Below are 14,130 nucleotides of genomic sequence, written 5' to 3'. Positions count from 1 at the left end.
TGGGGCGGGTCCGCCGTCAGAGGCGGTGGGCCGCGCCGGCCGGGCTGGCGCCGCGGGTGTCGAGGAGGAGCTGTGCCTTCACCGCCAGGCCCTGCATGTCGTAGGTGCGGTGGTGCTGGAGCAGGATCGTCAGGTCGGCGTTGGCGGCGGCCTCGTAGAGGGAGTCGGCGCGCGGCACGGGCTGGTCGCGGACCCGCCAGCCCGCGATGTACGGGTCGTGGTAGCTGATCTGCGCGCCCAGGTCGAGGAGTCGGCTGGCGATCTCGCGGGCCGGGGAGCCCTCCTGGTCGGCGAGGTCGGGCTTGTAGGTGACGCCCAGGAGGAGGACGCGGGCGCCGCGCGCGGACTTGCCGTGCTCGTTCAGCAGGGTGGCGCAGCGCTGGATGACGTACTGCGGCATCCGGTTGTTGATCTCCTGGGCCAGTCCGACCATGCGCAGGGGGTGGCCGGGGGTGCGGGTGGTGTGGGGGAGGTAGTTGGGGTCGAGGGGGACGCCGTGGCCGCCGACCCCGGGGCCGGGGCGGAAGGCCTGGAAGCCGTACGGCTTGGTCTCGGCGCAGCGGATGACGTCCCACAGGTCGACGCCGAGGTCGTGGCAGAGGACGGCCATCTCGTTCATCAGGGCGATGTTGACGTGCCGGTAGTTGGTCTCCAGGAGCTGTACGGTCTCGGCCTCGCGCAGGCCGCGGGCGCGTACGACCTTCTCGGTGAGGCGGGCGTAGAAGGCGTGCGCGGACTCGGTGCAGGCGGGGGTGAGGCCGCCGATGACCCTGGGGGTGTTGGAGATGGTGTGGGTCCGGTTGCCGGGGTCGAGGCGGCTGGGGGAGTAGGCCAGGTGGAAGTCCCGGCCGGCCCGCAGGCCGGAGCCCTCTTCGAGGATGGGCCGCAGGTAGTCCTCGGTGACGCCGGGGTGGGCGGCGGATTCCAGGATCACGGTGGTGTGCGGGCGCAGCCGGGCGGCGAGGGTGCGGCCCGCCTCGCCGACGGCCCCGAGGTCGAGCGCACGGTCGGCGCCGAGCTGGGTAGGGGCGCAGATGACGGCGGTGCGGACCCGGCCGAGTTCGGCGGGGTTCGTGGTGACGCGGAAGCCGGCCGCCGACATGCGGCGGATCTCGGCGGCGGTGAGGGTGCTGTCCGTGGCGGGGCCGCTGTCGTAGCCGACGGTCTCGATTCCGGCGGCTACGGCCGCCTGGGCGAGGGGGAGGCCGAGGTGGCCGAGTCCGATGACGGCGAGATCTGCGGGCATGGGGGGCCGTCCCTTCCCTTCCCTGGCATGCATGAGGAGGCGGTGCGCGCAAGTCCTGTGGACGAGTGGAGCTGGCGCAATGTCAGACTAGGCGTATATATGACAGATATGTCGCATTGTGGGGTGGTGGTCGCCGTTGTGTTGTCCACAGGCGGTGGCTGATGTGGGTGCGGCCGGTCAGAATCGACAAGCGGGCGATGTGAGCGGGATCACCCGCACCGAGCGGGTACGGCCCGCACCAACGGGAGGCAGCCGTGAGGACAGCGACACTGGGACCGGTACAGCGCGCGGAGGCGCTCGCCCGGATGGCCGAGCGCGAAGTGGACGTTCTGGTCGTCGGCGCGGGCGTGGTCGGCGCGGGCACCGCGCTGGACGCCGTGACCAGAGGCCTGTCCACGGGCCTGGTGGAGGCCCGTGACTGGGCGTCCGGGACGTCGAGCCGGTCGAGCAAACTGATCCACGGCGGCCTGCGGTACCTGGAGATGCTCGACTTCGCCCTCGTACGGGAGGCGCTCAAGGAGCGCGGGCTGCTGCTGGAGCGCCTCGCCCCGCACCTGGTGAAGCCGGTGCCCTTCCTGTACCCCCTCCAGCACAAGGGCTGGGAGCGCTTCTACGCCGGCTCGGGCGTGGCCCTGTACGACGCGATGTCCGTCTCCAGCGGACACGGCCGCGGCCTGCCCACCCACCGGCACCTGACGCGCAAGCGGGCCCTGCGCATCGCGCCGGCCCTGCGCAAGGACGCCCTGGTGGGCGCCCTGCAGTACTACGACGCCCAGATGGACGACGCGCGCTACGTCGCCACGCTGGTCCGGACGGCCGCGGCGTACGGGGCGCACTGCGCCAATCGGGCGAGGGTGGTCGGCTTCCTGCGCGAGGGCGAGCGGGTCGTCGGGGCCACGGTGCGTGATGTGGAAGGCGGTGGCGAGTACGAGATCCGGGCGAAGCAGGTCGTGAACGCGACCGGGGTGTGGACGGACGACACCCAGGCGCTGATCGGCGAGCGCGGACAGTTCCACGTACGGGCGTCGAAGGGGATCCACCTGGTCGTCCCGAAGGACCGGATCCACTCCAGCACCGGGCTGATCCTGCGGACCGAGAAGTCGGTGCTGTTCGTGATCCCGTGGGGCCGGCACTGGATCGTGGGCACCACGGACACGGACTGGGACCTGGACAAGGCGCACCCGGCGGCGTCGAGCGCGGACATCGACTACCTGCTGGAGCACGTGAACTCGGTGCTGGCGGTGCCGCTCACGCGGGACGACGTCCAGGGCGTGTACGCGGGCCTGCGGCCGCTGCTGGCGGGGGAGTCGGACGCCACGAGCAAGCTCTCCCGCGAGCACACGGTGGCCCATCCGGTGCCGGGCCTGGTGGTGGTGGCGGGCGGCAAGTACACGACGTACCGGGTGATGGCGAAGGACGCGGTCGACGAGGCGGTGCACGGGCTGGACCAGCGGGTCGCGGAGTGCGTGACGGAGGACGTGCCGCTGGTGGGGGCGGAGGGCTACCGGGCCCTGTGGAACGGCCGCGCCCGCATGGCCGCGCGGACGGGGCTCCATGTGGTGCGGGTGGAACACCTGTTGAACCGCTACGGGTCCCTGACGGAGGAACTGCTCGGGCTGATCGAGGCCGATCCGGGGCTGGCCGAGCCGGTGACCGGTGCGGAGGACTACCTGCGGGCGGAAATCGTCTACGCCGCCTCGCACGAGGGCGCCCGGCACCTGGACGACGTGCTGACCCGGCGGACCCGGATCTCCATCGAGACCTTCGACCGGGGGACCCGATCGGCGCGCGAATGTGCGGAATTGATGGCTCCGGTGCTGGGCTGGGACAAGCAGCAGATCGAGAAGGAGGTCGAGCACTACGAGAAGCGGGTGCAGGCGGAGCGGGAATCACAGCGCCAGCCGGACGACCAGACGGCGGACGCGGCACGGTTGGGGGCGCCCGACATCGTCCCGTTGTAACTCCGAGATACACGAGGGGGAACCGGCGGACCCGGGGCTCCCGTCGGATGCGGAGTGAGCAACAATGAGGTTTCTGCCGGGGTGGATTACCGTGCCCCCCGGCGGCTGCCGAGGCAGCCGGGGCAGGCTGCACGATCGCAGAGGGGACGCATGTCGAAGCCGGAGCACACCGAGTCGTCTGCCGGGGCGCCTGCGGCGAAGCTGGATGACGGGGCCGGGCCCGCCGGTTCCGCCGCCGCCCTCCCCCGGCCGCGCGGCTCCGCTTCCGCTGCGAAGCCCGGTCCGGCCGGGGCCGTTGAGCCCCCCGAACCGGCCGAGCCCGCCAAGGACGCTCCCGCGAAGGGCGCGTCCGTCGGGGCGGCTCCGGCGGAGGGTGCTGCCGCGAAGGCGGACCTGAAGAAGGACGAGGCGGCCACGGCAGTCCCGGCCGAGGACGAGCCCGACAATGGTGCCCCCGCGAAGGTGGCGTCCGCCAAGGCGGCTTCGGAGAAGGGCGAGCCTTCGGGCGACACCCCTGCGAAGGACGCTCCGGCGAAGGGTGCGTCCGTGGGCCTGAAGAAGGACGGGGCTGCCACGGCAGTTCCGGCCGGGGACGAGCCCGCCAAGGACGCTCCCGCGAAGGTGGCGTCCGCCAAGGCGGCTTCGGAGAAGGGCGAGTCCTCGGGCGACGCCCCTGCGAAGGACGCTCCCGCCAAGGGTGCGTCCGTCGGGGCGGCTCCGGTGGAGGGTGCTGCCGCGAAGGCGGACCTGAAGAAGGACGGGGCCGCCACGGCAGATCCGGCCGGGGACGAGCCCGCCAAGGACGCTCCCGCGAAGGTGGCGTCCGCCAAGGCGGCTTCGGAGAAGGGCGAGTCCTCGGGCGACGCCCCTGCGAAGGGCGCTCCCGCCAAGGGTGCCGAGGCCAAGGGGGTGGGCGCGGATGCGGGGGCTGGGAAGCGGAGTCGCGTCGAGGACGCCCTTGCCCAGGCGGACGAGGGCGACGTCGAAGAGGCGCGGCGCGAGGGGCGGTTGCTGGCCGGGCGGTACCGGTTGGGTGCCGTGCTCGGCAAGGGCGGCATGGGTACCGTCTGGCGCGCCGAGGACGAGGTCCTCGGCCGGACCGTCGCCGTCAAGGAGCTCCGCTTCGGCAACGGCGTCGACGAGGACGAGAAGCGCCGGCTCATCACCCGGACCCTCCGCGAGGCCAAGGCCATCGCCCGGATCCGCAACGAAGGGGCCGTCACCGTCTACGACGTCGTCGACGAGGACGCCCGCCCCTGGATCGTCATGGAGCTCATCGAGGGCCCCTCGCTCGCCGAGTTCGTCCGGGAGAACGGCCCGCTGACCCCGCACCGCGCGGCCGAGGTCGGCCTCGCCGTGCTCGACGTGCTCCGCGCCGCGCACCGCCAGGGGATCCTGCACCGCGACGTGAAGCCGTCCAACGTGCTCATCGCCGCCTCCGGCCGCGTCGTGCTCACCGACTTCGGCATCGCCCAGGTGGAGGGCGACCCCTCCATCACCTCCACCGGCATGCTGGTCGGAGCCCCCTCGTACATCTCCCCGGAGCGCGCCCGCGGCCAGAAGCCCGGACCGCCCGCGGACATGTGGTCCCTCGGCGGGCTGCTGTACGCGGCCGTCGAGGGCGTGCCCCCGTACGACAAGGGCAACGCGCTCGCCACGCTCACCGCGGTGATGACCGAGCCCGTCGACCCGCCGCAGAACGCCGGCGGCCCGCTCACCGAGGTCATCTACGGGCTGCTGGTCAAGGACCCGGCCATGCGCCTCGGCGAGGACCAGGCGCGGACGATGCTCACGGCCGTGATCAACGCCCCCGAGCCGGCCGCCGCCCCGGAGCCGCAGCCCCTCCCGCCGGTCGAGGAGACCCGCCCGATCTCCCTCACCAAGGCCGACGCGGCTGCCGAGAAGGCCGCCAAGAAGGAACGCGAGCGCCGTGAGCGCGAGCAGCGCGAGCGGACCCGCGCCGCCCTGAAGGCCGCCCGCAAGGCGGCCGCCGCCGAGGCCGCCGCCGCGGCGGAGGCGCCCCCGGCCAGGCCCGCGCAGCCCGGTCCCTCCCTCACCGACGTGGTGTCGCGCCGCACCATCGTGCTGGCCATAGCCGCGGTGGTCGTCGTCCTCGCGGTCGTCGGCTCGCTCATCGCGTACATGATCAAGGGCGACGGCAAGGACGGCGGCCGCAAGAACGAGGGCAAGGGCGGCCCGGTCGCCTCCGGCACCCCCTCGCCCGGCCCCTCCGCGGGCAACGGCCCCTCCGCGTCGGCCGGTTCCTCGCCGAGCGCGAACCCCAGCGGCACCCCGGGCGCTCCGGCGCCCAGCGGCACCCCCGGCGGCGCCGACCAGGGACAGGGCCAGGGGCAGAACCCGGCGCAGGGCCAGAGCCAGGGCCAGGGCCAGGGCGCCAGCCCCGGCGGTCCGGCCGGCGGACTCCCGGCGGGCTTCGCCACCGTGACGGACCTCGGGTTCCACTTCTCGATGGCGATGCCCGAGGGCTTCCGCCAGACCGGCACCGCCGGCGAGGACTCCGGCGCGATATACAGCCGCGACGGCGGCTTCCCGAGGATCCAGGTCGACTACACCGGCAGCCCGGGCAACGACGCCCGCCTCGCCTGGGCCAAGCTCGCCCCCGCCGTCGCGGGCAGCAGCAAGAACTACCGCCTGATCCGCCTGGACACGGTGAGCTACCGCAACTACCCGACCGTCGCGGACTGGGAGTTCGAGCGGGAGCAGCAGGGCACGCGGGTGCGCGTCCTCAACCGCGGCTTCAAGGCCGACGCCACGCACGGTTACGCCATCATGATCACCTGTGCCGCCGACCAGTGGGACGGCCCCGAGTGCACGCAGCTGCGGGACACCGCCTTCCAGACCTTCCAGCCGTTGGGCTGACGGGCCTTCCAAGCCCGGGACGCGGGCGGCCCCGGCGACGTATCGTGTCCAGCGGGGCCATGGGGGACCGCACTCGGGGGAGGCGATGTGGAGGACTACGCCGGCCGGATCCTGTCCGACCGCTACCGTCTGCCGATTCCGCCGTCCGACGAGTACGAGCTGACGGAGACCCGCGCCTTCGACACGCGCAGCGGGCAGGAGGTCCTCGTCCGGCAGGTGCCGCTGCCCGAGGTGGTGGACGCCGAACTCCTCGACGGATCCGGGGCGCAGGCGGTGGCCGCCGGGGAGCCGCCCGCCGTCCGGCGGGCCATCGCCGCCGCCCAGGCGGCCGCCTCCGTACCGGACCATCCCCGCCTCGACCAGGTCTTCGACGTGTTCGCGGAGGACGGCTCGCTGTGGATAGTGAGCGAACTCGTCCCCGCCAGGCCGCTGGCCGCGCTGATCGCCGACGAGCCACTGAGCCCCTACCGGGCGGCCGAGGTCGCCTCCGACGTGCTGACCGCGCTGCGCGTGCTGCACGCGCACGGCTGGACGCACCGCAACATCACGGCCCGGACCGTGCTGATATGCGAGGACGGACGGGTCGTCCTGACGGGGCTGGCGGCGGGCGCCGCCGAGGAGGCCCTGTGCGGGTACGACCCGGTGCCGCCGCCGGACACCGGTGAGCCGGGCGGGGACGCGGGCGCGGACGCCGCCTGGGGGACCCCGCCGCCCCAGGCGCCCCCGCCGGACCCCGGGCCGGAGCCGCCGCCGGCCGGAGCCCGGGACGAGGGGCCCCGGTACGCGCCGCTGGTGGCGCCCGGGTACGACACCGGCCCCCGCTACACGGACCACATCACCCCCGAACGGGAGCGGGAACCGCGGCCGCAGCCGGCCCGCCCCGCTCCGCCCGGGCAGGACCGGGCCGCGGCCGAGGCGGCCGCCCGCGCCGGGACCGTAGCCGCGTACCGGGCCGGGACCCGGGCGGCCTCCGCCGAGGTGGCGCGGCAGCGCGGCGGGCGGGGCCCCGTGGTGGTGCCGGTGCTGCCGCCGACCGGGGCCAACCTGCCCCAGGAGTACGCGTACCCGTACGGGGGGCCCGACACCGCCGCCGGCACGCCCTGGCACGGGGTGGCCCCCCGCCGCCCGGCCGACCCGCAGCGGCCGCCGGAGCCGGAGCCGGAGCGGCCGGAGCAGCCGGAGCCCCGGCTCCAGCAGCCCGAGCGGCCCCAGCTCCAGCAGTCCGAGCGGCCGGAGCCCCAGCAGCCCCAGCTCCAGCAGCCCTGGCAGCCGGAGCCCCAGCAGCCCCAGCTCCAGCAGCCCGCCCCGCCCCAGCCCGAGCCCGCCCCGGTCCGGCCCGTGCTCCCCGCCCAGCTGGCCCTCCCGCAGGGCTACCGCCAGGCCGAGCCCCCGGCGCCCGCAGCGCCCCCGGCGCCCCCCGCGCCGACGGGGCAACCCCCACGACCGCAGGCCCCGCGCCCCCTCACGGCCCCCGCCCCCGCCCAAGGCGGCCGGGCGGACGCCGGCGCGGCCCGGGGCGGCCCCCGCACCGGCCTCGACGCCGAGCGGGCCCGGCAGACCAGGATGGCCGTCGTCGGCCCCCTCACCGAGCGCTGGGCGCCCGAACAGGCCGCCGGCCCCGTCCACGGCAACTGGCAGCTGGCCCCACCCGTCGGCCCCGCCACCGACCTCTGGGCGCTCGGGGCTCTGCTGTACCGCGCCGTCCAGGGGCACGCCCCGTACCCCGAGGACAGCGTCGCGGAACTCGTCGAGATGGTCTGCGCCGAGCCGCCCGCCTTCGCCGAGGACTGCGGCCCGCTGCGCCCGGTCGTGGAGTCCCTGCTGCGCCAGGACCCGGCCGAGCGGCCCGACTTCGAGGAGCTGCGCGGCTGGCTCCGTTCGCTGGTCCGCTCCGCCCCCGAGCCCGACGGGGACTTCGCCGGGCTGCCGATGCCCGAGCCGGACCCCGCCCGCCTGCCCGTCGTACGCCGCCGCGGCGATCTGCACGGCCGCCACCGCAACCCCGCCGTCTCCCGCCGGCCGCGCTCCCTCGGCCGGCTCCTGCTGGTCGGCGTCCTGGTCCTGCTCACGGGCGGGGTGGCGTACGCGGTGGTGTTCCTGCCCCGCGCGGCGGACTCCGGACAGCAGCCCACGGCCGCCCGCAGCCCGGCCGCGTCCGCCCCCGGCCCGGGCGGCTCCCAGCAGGGCCCGGCGTCCAAGCCGGCGCAGACCCCCGGGCGCACCCCCGGCGGAACCCCGGAGTCCAAGCCGGCCCCGCAGGGCGACGCGCCCGCGCCGGAGGGCTACACCGTCCAGCAGGACCCGGCGCACTTCGTCATCGCCGTGCCGAACGGCTGGGAGCGGCAGTCCATCAACGAGGCCGGGCAGGTGCGCTACACCCAGGGCCAGTTCACCCTGATCGTCGTACCGGGCCGGGACCGGGTCGAGGGCGCCGATCCCGATCCGCTGGGCTACCAGAAGGACAAGGAGCCCGAGCTGGCCCCCTACCGCAACTCCACCTGGGCGTCCGGCGGGGACGTGAAGTCCACGAGGGTCGGGCAGCAGTTGCGGGTCACGGGCCGCTACACCTGGATCGACGCGGCGGGCCGGTCCCTGTTCGCCCGCAATTTCGTCGTCGCGCTCGGCGGGGCGTACCACGTCGTGATGGTCACGGGTCCGGAGGACAACCAGGACAAGGTCACCGACGTCTTCGAGAAGGCGACGGCGAGTTACAAAGCGGGCGGCTGACGGGCGGTCAGTACGGCGATTGCGTCACAGTGCTGTCCTATGGGCCCCGCCTTGTTCCGGCAGCGCCCGCAGGCTCCGTAATCTGGCGTGGAGTGCACAGAGCGGCGGGAATTCGTGGAACAGCAGACAGGCGCGGGTGCGGTGCTCGCAGGCCGGTACCGGCTCGTGGAGCCCATCGGCAGCGGGGGCATGGGGAAGGTGTGGCGCGCGCATGACGAGCTGCTGCACAGAACGGTCGCGGTCAAGGAACTGACGGCGGGGCTCTACGTGTCCCAGGCCGACCGGGAGGTCATGCACGCCCGCACGCAGAAGGAGGCGCGGGCGGCGGCCCGGATCCAGCATCCGGCGGTGGTGACCGTCCACGACGTGCTGGAGCACGACGACCGGCCCTGGATCGTCATGGAGCACATCGACGGTCCGTCCCTCGCCGAGGCGGCCAAGGCCGCCGGCCGGATCGAGCCCCGCGAGGCGGCCCGGATCGGGCTGCACGTGCTGGGCGCGCTGCGTGCGGCGCACGCGGTCGGGGTGATGCACCGGGACGTGAAGCCGGGCAACGTGCTGCTGGCCAAGGACGGCCGGGTGCTGCTGACCGACTTCGGGATCGCCGCGATCGAGGGCGACTCGTCGATCACGCGAACGGGTGAACTCGTCGGTTCCATCGACTACCTGGCCCCGGAGCGGGTCACTGGCGGTGCCCCCGATCCGTCCTCCGACCTGTGGTCGCTGGGCGCCACCCTGTACACGGCCGTCGAGGCCCGCTCGCCCTTCCGCCGGACCTCGCCGATCTCCAGCCTCCAGGCCGTCGTGAACGACGAGCCGCCCGTGCCCCGCCAGTCCGGTGCCCTGGGCCCGGTCATCACGGCGCTGCTGCGCAAGGACCCGGCCGAGCGGCCGTCGGCCGCGGAGGCCGAGCGGATGCTGCTGGAGGCGATGGAGGGCCGTGAGCCGAAGGCCGCCCAGGCGTACGTGCCCACGCGCGCGGTGACCGACGAGGAGCGGGCCTCCGCGCAGGCCGCCCCGGCCCAGGCCCCCGTCCAGGTCCCGGTGCCGGAGCCCGCGCCCGTCCAGGCCGCCACCACCGCCCTGCCCGAGCGGCCCGCGGCCCCCGCGGGGCGCCCGCCGGGCCGGCTGCGGCGGGTCGCCGCGGTGGCCCTGGTGGCGGCGCTGCTCGGCGGCGGCGCCGTCTTCGGGCTGCTGAAGTACACCGGCGACGACGGGGACGCGGACAAGGGCGGCGGCTCCGACAAGAACACGAGCGCCACGGGCGGCCAGTCCGGCGAGACCGGCCAGAAGGCCGCCGCCCCGCCGGCCGGGTGGGAGAAGATCACCGACCCGAAGGGCTTCACCCTGTTCGTCCCGAAGGGCTGGAAGCGCCAGGTGTTCGGCGACCAGATCGACTACACCGGGGACGACGGCAAGCACTACATCCGGATCGCGGCCGACCCCACCCCGGACTACAAGGACCCGTACGCGCACCTGCTCGACCTGGAGAAGCAGGTGGCGAAGCGGACGGACTACAAGCGGCAGAAGCTGGCCCCGAACACCTTCAGGGAGAGCACCGATGCCGTGCTGTGGGACTTCACGTGGACCGAGAAGGGGGTGCACGCCGGGCCGCGCCGGGCCATCGAGCAGATGTACTACGCCCCGGACGGCACCGAGTACGCGATCTACATGACGGGCCCCGTGGCCGACTGGGCCACGACCCGCCAGCAGTTCGACACCGTGCTCAGCGGCTGGGAGCCGGCCGGGAAGGCGGGCTGAAGCCGCCACCCCCGGCCATCCTGCCAGCGATCACTGGCAGATTTGGCAAAATCCGGTTACCCACGGGTACCCAAAGGCCCGCCCGCCCAATACGCTCACGGCCATGACGGACTCGCAGGCCCCCGCCGCCACCCTCCGCTCCGCACCGCAGCCCACCAACCCGGTCGCCCCGGCCCCCGCAGGCGCCCGCACCGCCGCCGACGTGGTGACCCCCGCCCTGGTCACCCGGCTCACCCGCGGAGTGATCGGCTCCGGCCGGACCGCCAACCACACCCCCTTCACCGGGGCCAAGCTGGCCGACCTGCCCGAGGCCACCCCCGAGGACGTGGCCACCGCCTTCGCGAAGGCCCGCGCCGCCCAGCCCGCCTGGGCCGCCGTCCCCGTACGCAGGCGGGCCGCCGTCCTGCTGCGCTTCCACGACCTCGTCCTCGCCCGCCAGTCCGAGGTCCTCGACCTCATCCAGCTGGAGACCGGCAAGGCCCGCCTGCACGCCCACGAAGAGGTCCAGGCCGTCGCCGTCGCCGCCCGCCACTACGGCCGCAAGGCCCCCTCGTACCTGCGGCCCAAGGGCCACACCGGCGCCATACCGACCCTCACCAAGGTCACCGAGCTGCGCCAGCCGCGCGGGGTCGTCGGCCAGATCGCCCCCTGGAACTACCCCCTCGAGCTCTCCGTCGGCGACGCCCTGCCCGCCTTCGTCTCCGGCAACGCCGTCGTCATGAAGCCCGACACCGAGACCGCGCTGACCGCCCTGTGGGCCCGCGACCTGCTCATCGAGGCCGGACTGCCCGCCGAGGTCTTCCAGGTCGTCCTCGGCGACGGCCCCGTCGTCGGCCCCGAGGTGGTCCGGCACGCCGACTACGTCTCCTTCACCGGCTCCACCCGCACCGGCCGCGAGGTCGCCCAGGGCGCGGCCGCCCGCCTGGTGGGCGTCTCCCTCGAACTCGGCGGCAAGAACGCGATGCTCGTCCTGCACGACGCCGACGTCGAGAAGGCGGCCGCCGGAGCCGTCCGCGCCTGCTTCTCCTCCGCCGGCCAGCTCTGCATCTCCATCGAGCGGCTCTACGTCCACGCCTCCATCGCCGACGCCTTCGTCGAGCGCTTCGCCGCCCGCACCAGGGCCATGCGGCTCGGCGCCTCCCTCGCCTACGGCGCCGACATGGGCTCCCTCGTCGGCGAACGCCAGCTGGAGACCGTGCGGCGGCACGTGGACGAGGCCGTCGCCAAGGGCGCCACCCTCGTCGCCGGCGGCACCGCCCGCCCCGACATCGGCCCGCTCTTCTACGAGCCCACCATCCTCGACGGGGTCGAGGCCCCCATGTCCGTCTGCTCCGAGGAGACCTTCGGTCCGGTCGTCTCGATCTACCGGTTCACCGACGAGGACGAGGCCGTCGCCCAGGCCAACGCCACCCCCTACGGCCTCAACTCCAGCGTCTGGACCAAGGACGCCCGGCGCGGCCACGCCGTCGCCGCCCGCCTGCGCACCGGCACCGTCAACATCAACGACGGCTACGCCCCCGCCTACGGCAGCGCCCAGGCCCCCATGGGCGGCATGAAGGAATCCGGCCTCGGCCGCCGCCACGGCTCCGAGGGCATCCTCAAGTACACCGAGGCCCAGACCGTCGCCCACCAGCGGCTGCTCCCGATGGCCCCCTCGCTCGGCATGGACGACGAGCAGTACGCCCGCTTCATGACGAGCAGCCTCAAGGTCCTCAAGGCCCTCCGACTGCGCTAAGGGGAACCCGTGCCGCACGACAGCGACTCTGCGTACGACTACGACGTCATCGTCATCGGATCGGGCTTCGGCGGGTCGGTCTCGGCGCTGCGCCTGACCGAGAAGGGCTACCGGGTCGGCGTCCTGGAGGCAGGACGCCGCTTCACCCGCCAGGACCTGCCCCGCAACAGCTGGGACCTGCGCAACTACCTGTGGGCGCCCGCCCTCGGGCTGTACGGCATCCAGCGCATCCACCTGCTCGGCAACGTGATGGTGCTGGCCGGCGCCGGCGTCGGCGGCGGCTCGCTCAACTACGCCAACACCCTGTACGTGCCGCCCGCCGCGTTCTTCGAGGACCGCCAGTGGGCCTCCATCACCGACTGGCGCGCGGAACTCGCCCCCTACTACGAGCAGGCCCAGCGGATGCTCGGCGTCCGGCTCAACCCGACGCTCACCCCCTCCGACGTCCACCTGAAGGCCGTCGCCGAGAAGATGGGCGTCGGCGACTCCTTCCACATGGCCCCGGTCGGCGTCTTCTTCGGCGACGGCCAGGACGCCGCGGGACAGCCGGAGGTCCGCCCGGGCCAGGAGGTACCCGACCCCTACTTCGGCGGCGCCGGACCCGCCCGCAGGGCCTGCACCGAATGCGGCGAGTGCATGACCGGCTGCCGGCACGGCGCGAAGAACACCCTGGGCGAGAACTACCTGTACCTCGCCGAGAAGGCCGGCGCCGAGATCCGCCCCATGACCACCGTCACCGCCCTCTCCGAGCACCCCGACGGCGGCCACCGGGTCCGCGTCGTCCCCACCTCCGACCGCCGCAGGGGCCGGGCGCAGGTGCTGCGCGCCCGGTACGTGGTCGTCGCCGCGGGCACGTACGGCACCCAGACGCTGCTGCACACCATGAAGGACCTCGGCGAGCTCCCCCGGATCTCGGCCCGGCTCGGCGACCTCACCCGGACCAACTCCGAGGGCCTGGTCGGCGCCCAGACCGACGACCGCCGCTACCGCAGGAGGCACGGCCCCGGGGCCCGGGCGGACTTCACCCGGGGCGTGGCCATCACCTCCTCCGTGCACCCCAACGCCGACACCCACATCGAGCCCGTCCGCTACGGCAAGGGCTCGAACGCCATGGGGTTCATGACGATCCTCCAGGTGCCCCACGCCAGGCACCGGGTCCGGGCCTGGTTCGCCCGCACCGCCACCCACCCGGTGCAGCTGCTGCGCTCCCTGTCGAACCGCCGCTGGTCGGAGCGGACCATCATCGGCCTGGTCATGCAGTCCCTGGACAACTCCCTGACCACGTACCGCAAACCCGGCGGGCTGGGCAAGGGCCTGCTGACGGCCCGCCAGGGCCACGGGGCGCCCAACCCGGTGCAGATCGCCGAGGCCACCGAGGCCGCGACGCTGCTCGCCGAGGAGATCAACGGATTTCCCGGCAGCAACGTCGGCGAGCTGATGGGCACCCCGCTGACCGCGCACTTCCTCGGCGGCTGCCCCATCGGCGCCTCCCCGGAGGAGGGCGTGGTGGACCCGTACCACCGGCTGTACGGGCACCCGGGCATCTCGGTGGTCGACGGCTCGGCGGTCTCCGCCAACCTCGGCGTCAACCCGTCGCTGACCATCACCGCGCAGGCCGAGCGGGCCATGTCGTACTGGCCCAACAAGGGCGAGGCGGACCGGCGGCCCGCGCAGGGGGAGGCGTACCGGCGGCTGGAGGCGGTGGAGCCGGTCAGTCCGGCCGTGCCCAAGGAGGCGTTCGGCGCGCTGCGGCTGCCGTTCCTCGCGGTCCCCGAAATCCCGCCCAGGCAAACGGAACCGGAGCGCTGACCCCGGGAAGA

The 14,130-nt window shown here is 74.2% G+C and carries 7 protein-coding genes; 6 read left to right on the top strand and 1 reads right to left on the bottom strand.

What is annotated here, in order from left to right:
• Positions 1–16 precede the first annotated feature (16 nt).
• On the bottom strand, positions 17–1,246 hold the full coding sequence (locus ABD973_RS12385) for a nucleotide sugar dehydrogenase (protein ID WP_125822147.1): 1,230 nt from the start codon (positions 1,244–1,246) through the stop codon (positions 17–19).
• A 254-nt stretch (positions 1,247–1,500) separates the two neighbouring features.
• On the opposite strand from ABD973_RS12385, the gene ABD973_RS12380 reads away from it, so the two are divergent.
• From ABD973_RS12380 to ABD973_RS12355, 6 genes are all read left to right on the top strand, one after another.
• Positions 1,501–3,207 (top strand): glycerol-3-phosphate dehydrogenase/oxidase, encoded by a 1,707-nt coding sequence (locus ABD973_RS12380; protein ID WP_345500122.1) that lies wholly within the window; start codon positions 1,501–1,503, stop codon positions 3,205–3,207.
• A 150-nt stretch (positions 3,208–3,357) separates the two neighbouring features.
• The gene (locus tag ABD973_RS12375) at positions 3,358–6,087 is read left to right on the top strand and encodes a serine/threonine protein kinase (RefSeq protein WP_345500121.1); all 2,730 of its coding nucleotides are present in this window, start codon (positions 3,358–3,360) and stop codon (positions 6,085–6,087) included.
• Positions 6,088–6,174: 87 nt separating this feature from the next.
• Positions 6,175–8,814 carry a protein kinase gene (locus ABD973_RS12370; protein WP_345500120.1) on the top strand — a complete coding sequence of 880 codons (2,640 nt, stop codon included), beginning with the start codon at positions 6,175–6,177 and terminating at the stop codon, positions 8,812–8,814.
• Between the two features lie 114 nt (positions 8,815–8,928).
• A complete protein-coding gene (locus tag ABD973_RS12365; protein WP_345500119.1) occupies positions 8,929–10,575 on the top strand; it encodes a serine/threonine-protein kinase in 1,647 nt (548 codons plus the stop codon).
• 103 nt (positions 10,576–10,678) lie between these two features.
• Positions 10,679–12,310, top strand: coding sequence for a succinic semialdehyde dehydrogenase (locus tag ABD973_RS12360; protein WP_345500118.1), 1,632 nt, complete (start codon positions 10,679–10,681; stop codon positions 12,308–12,310).
• Between the two features lie 9 nt (positions 12,311–12,319).
• Entirely contained in the window at positions 12,320–14,119 is a 1,800-nt protein-coding gene (locus ABD973_RS12355; RefSeq protein ID WP_345500117.1) for a GMC oxidoreductase, read from the top strand.
• The last annotated feature ends 11 nt before the right edge of the window (positions 14,120–14,130 follow it).

The sequence above is a fragment of the Streptomyces racemochromogenes genome (assembly GCF_039535215.1).
Classification (GTDB): Bacteria; Actinomycetota; Actinomycetes; order Streptomycetales; family Streptomycetaceae; genus Streptomyces; species Streptomyces racemochromogenes.
Note: the sequence above shows the minus strand (reverse complement) of the source record. Positions and strands in the feature narration are given on the sequence as shown.

Excerpts from the sequence above, each read along its gene's own strand:
- ABD973_RS12385 (WP_125822147.1), bottom strand. The coding sequence starts at position 1,246 with ATGCCCGCAGATCTCGCCGTCATCGGACTCGGCCACCTCGGCCTCCCC.
- ABD973_RS12375 (WP_345500121.1), top strand. The coding sequence starts at position 3,358 with ATGTCGAAGCCGGAGCACACCGAGTCGTCTGCCGGGGCGCCTGCGGCG.
- ABD973_RS12360 (WP_345500118.1), top strand. The coding sequence starts at position 10,679 with ATGACGGACTCGCAGGCCCCCGCCGCCACCCTCCGCTCCGCACCGCAG.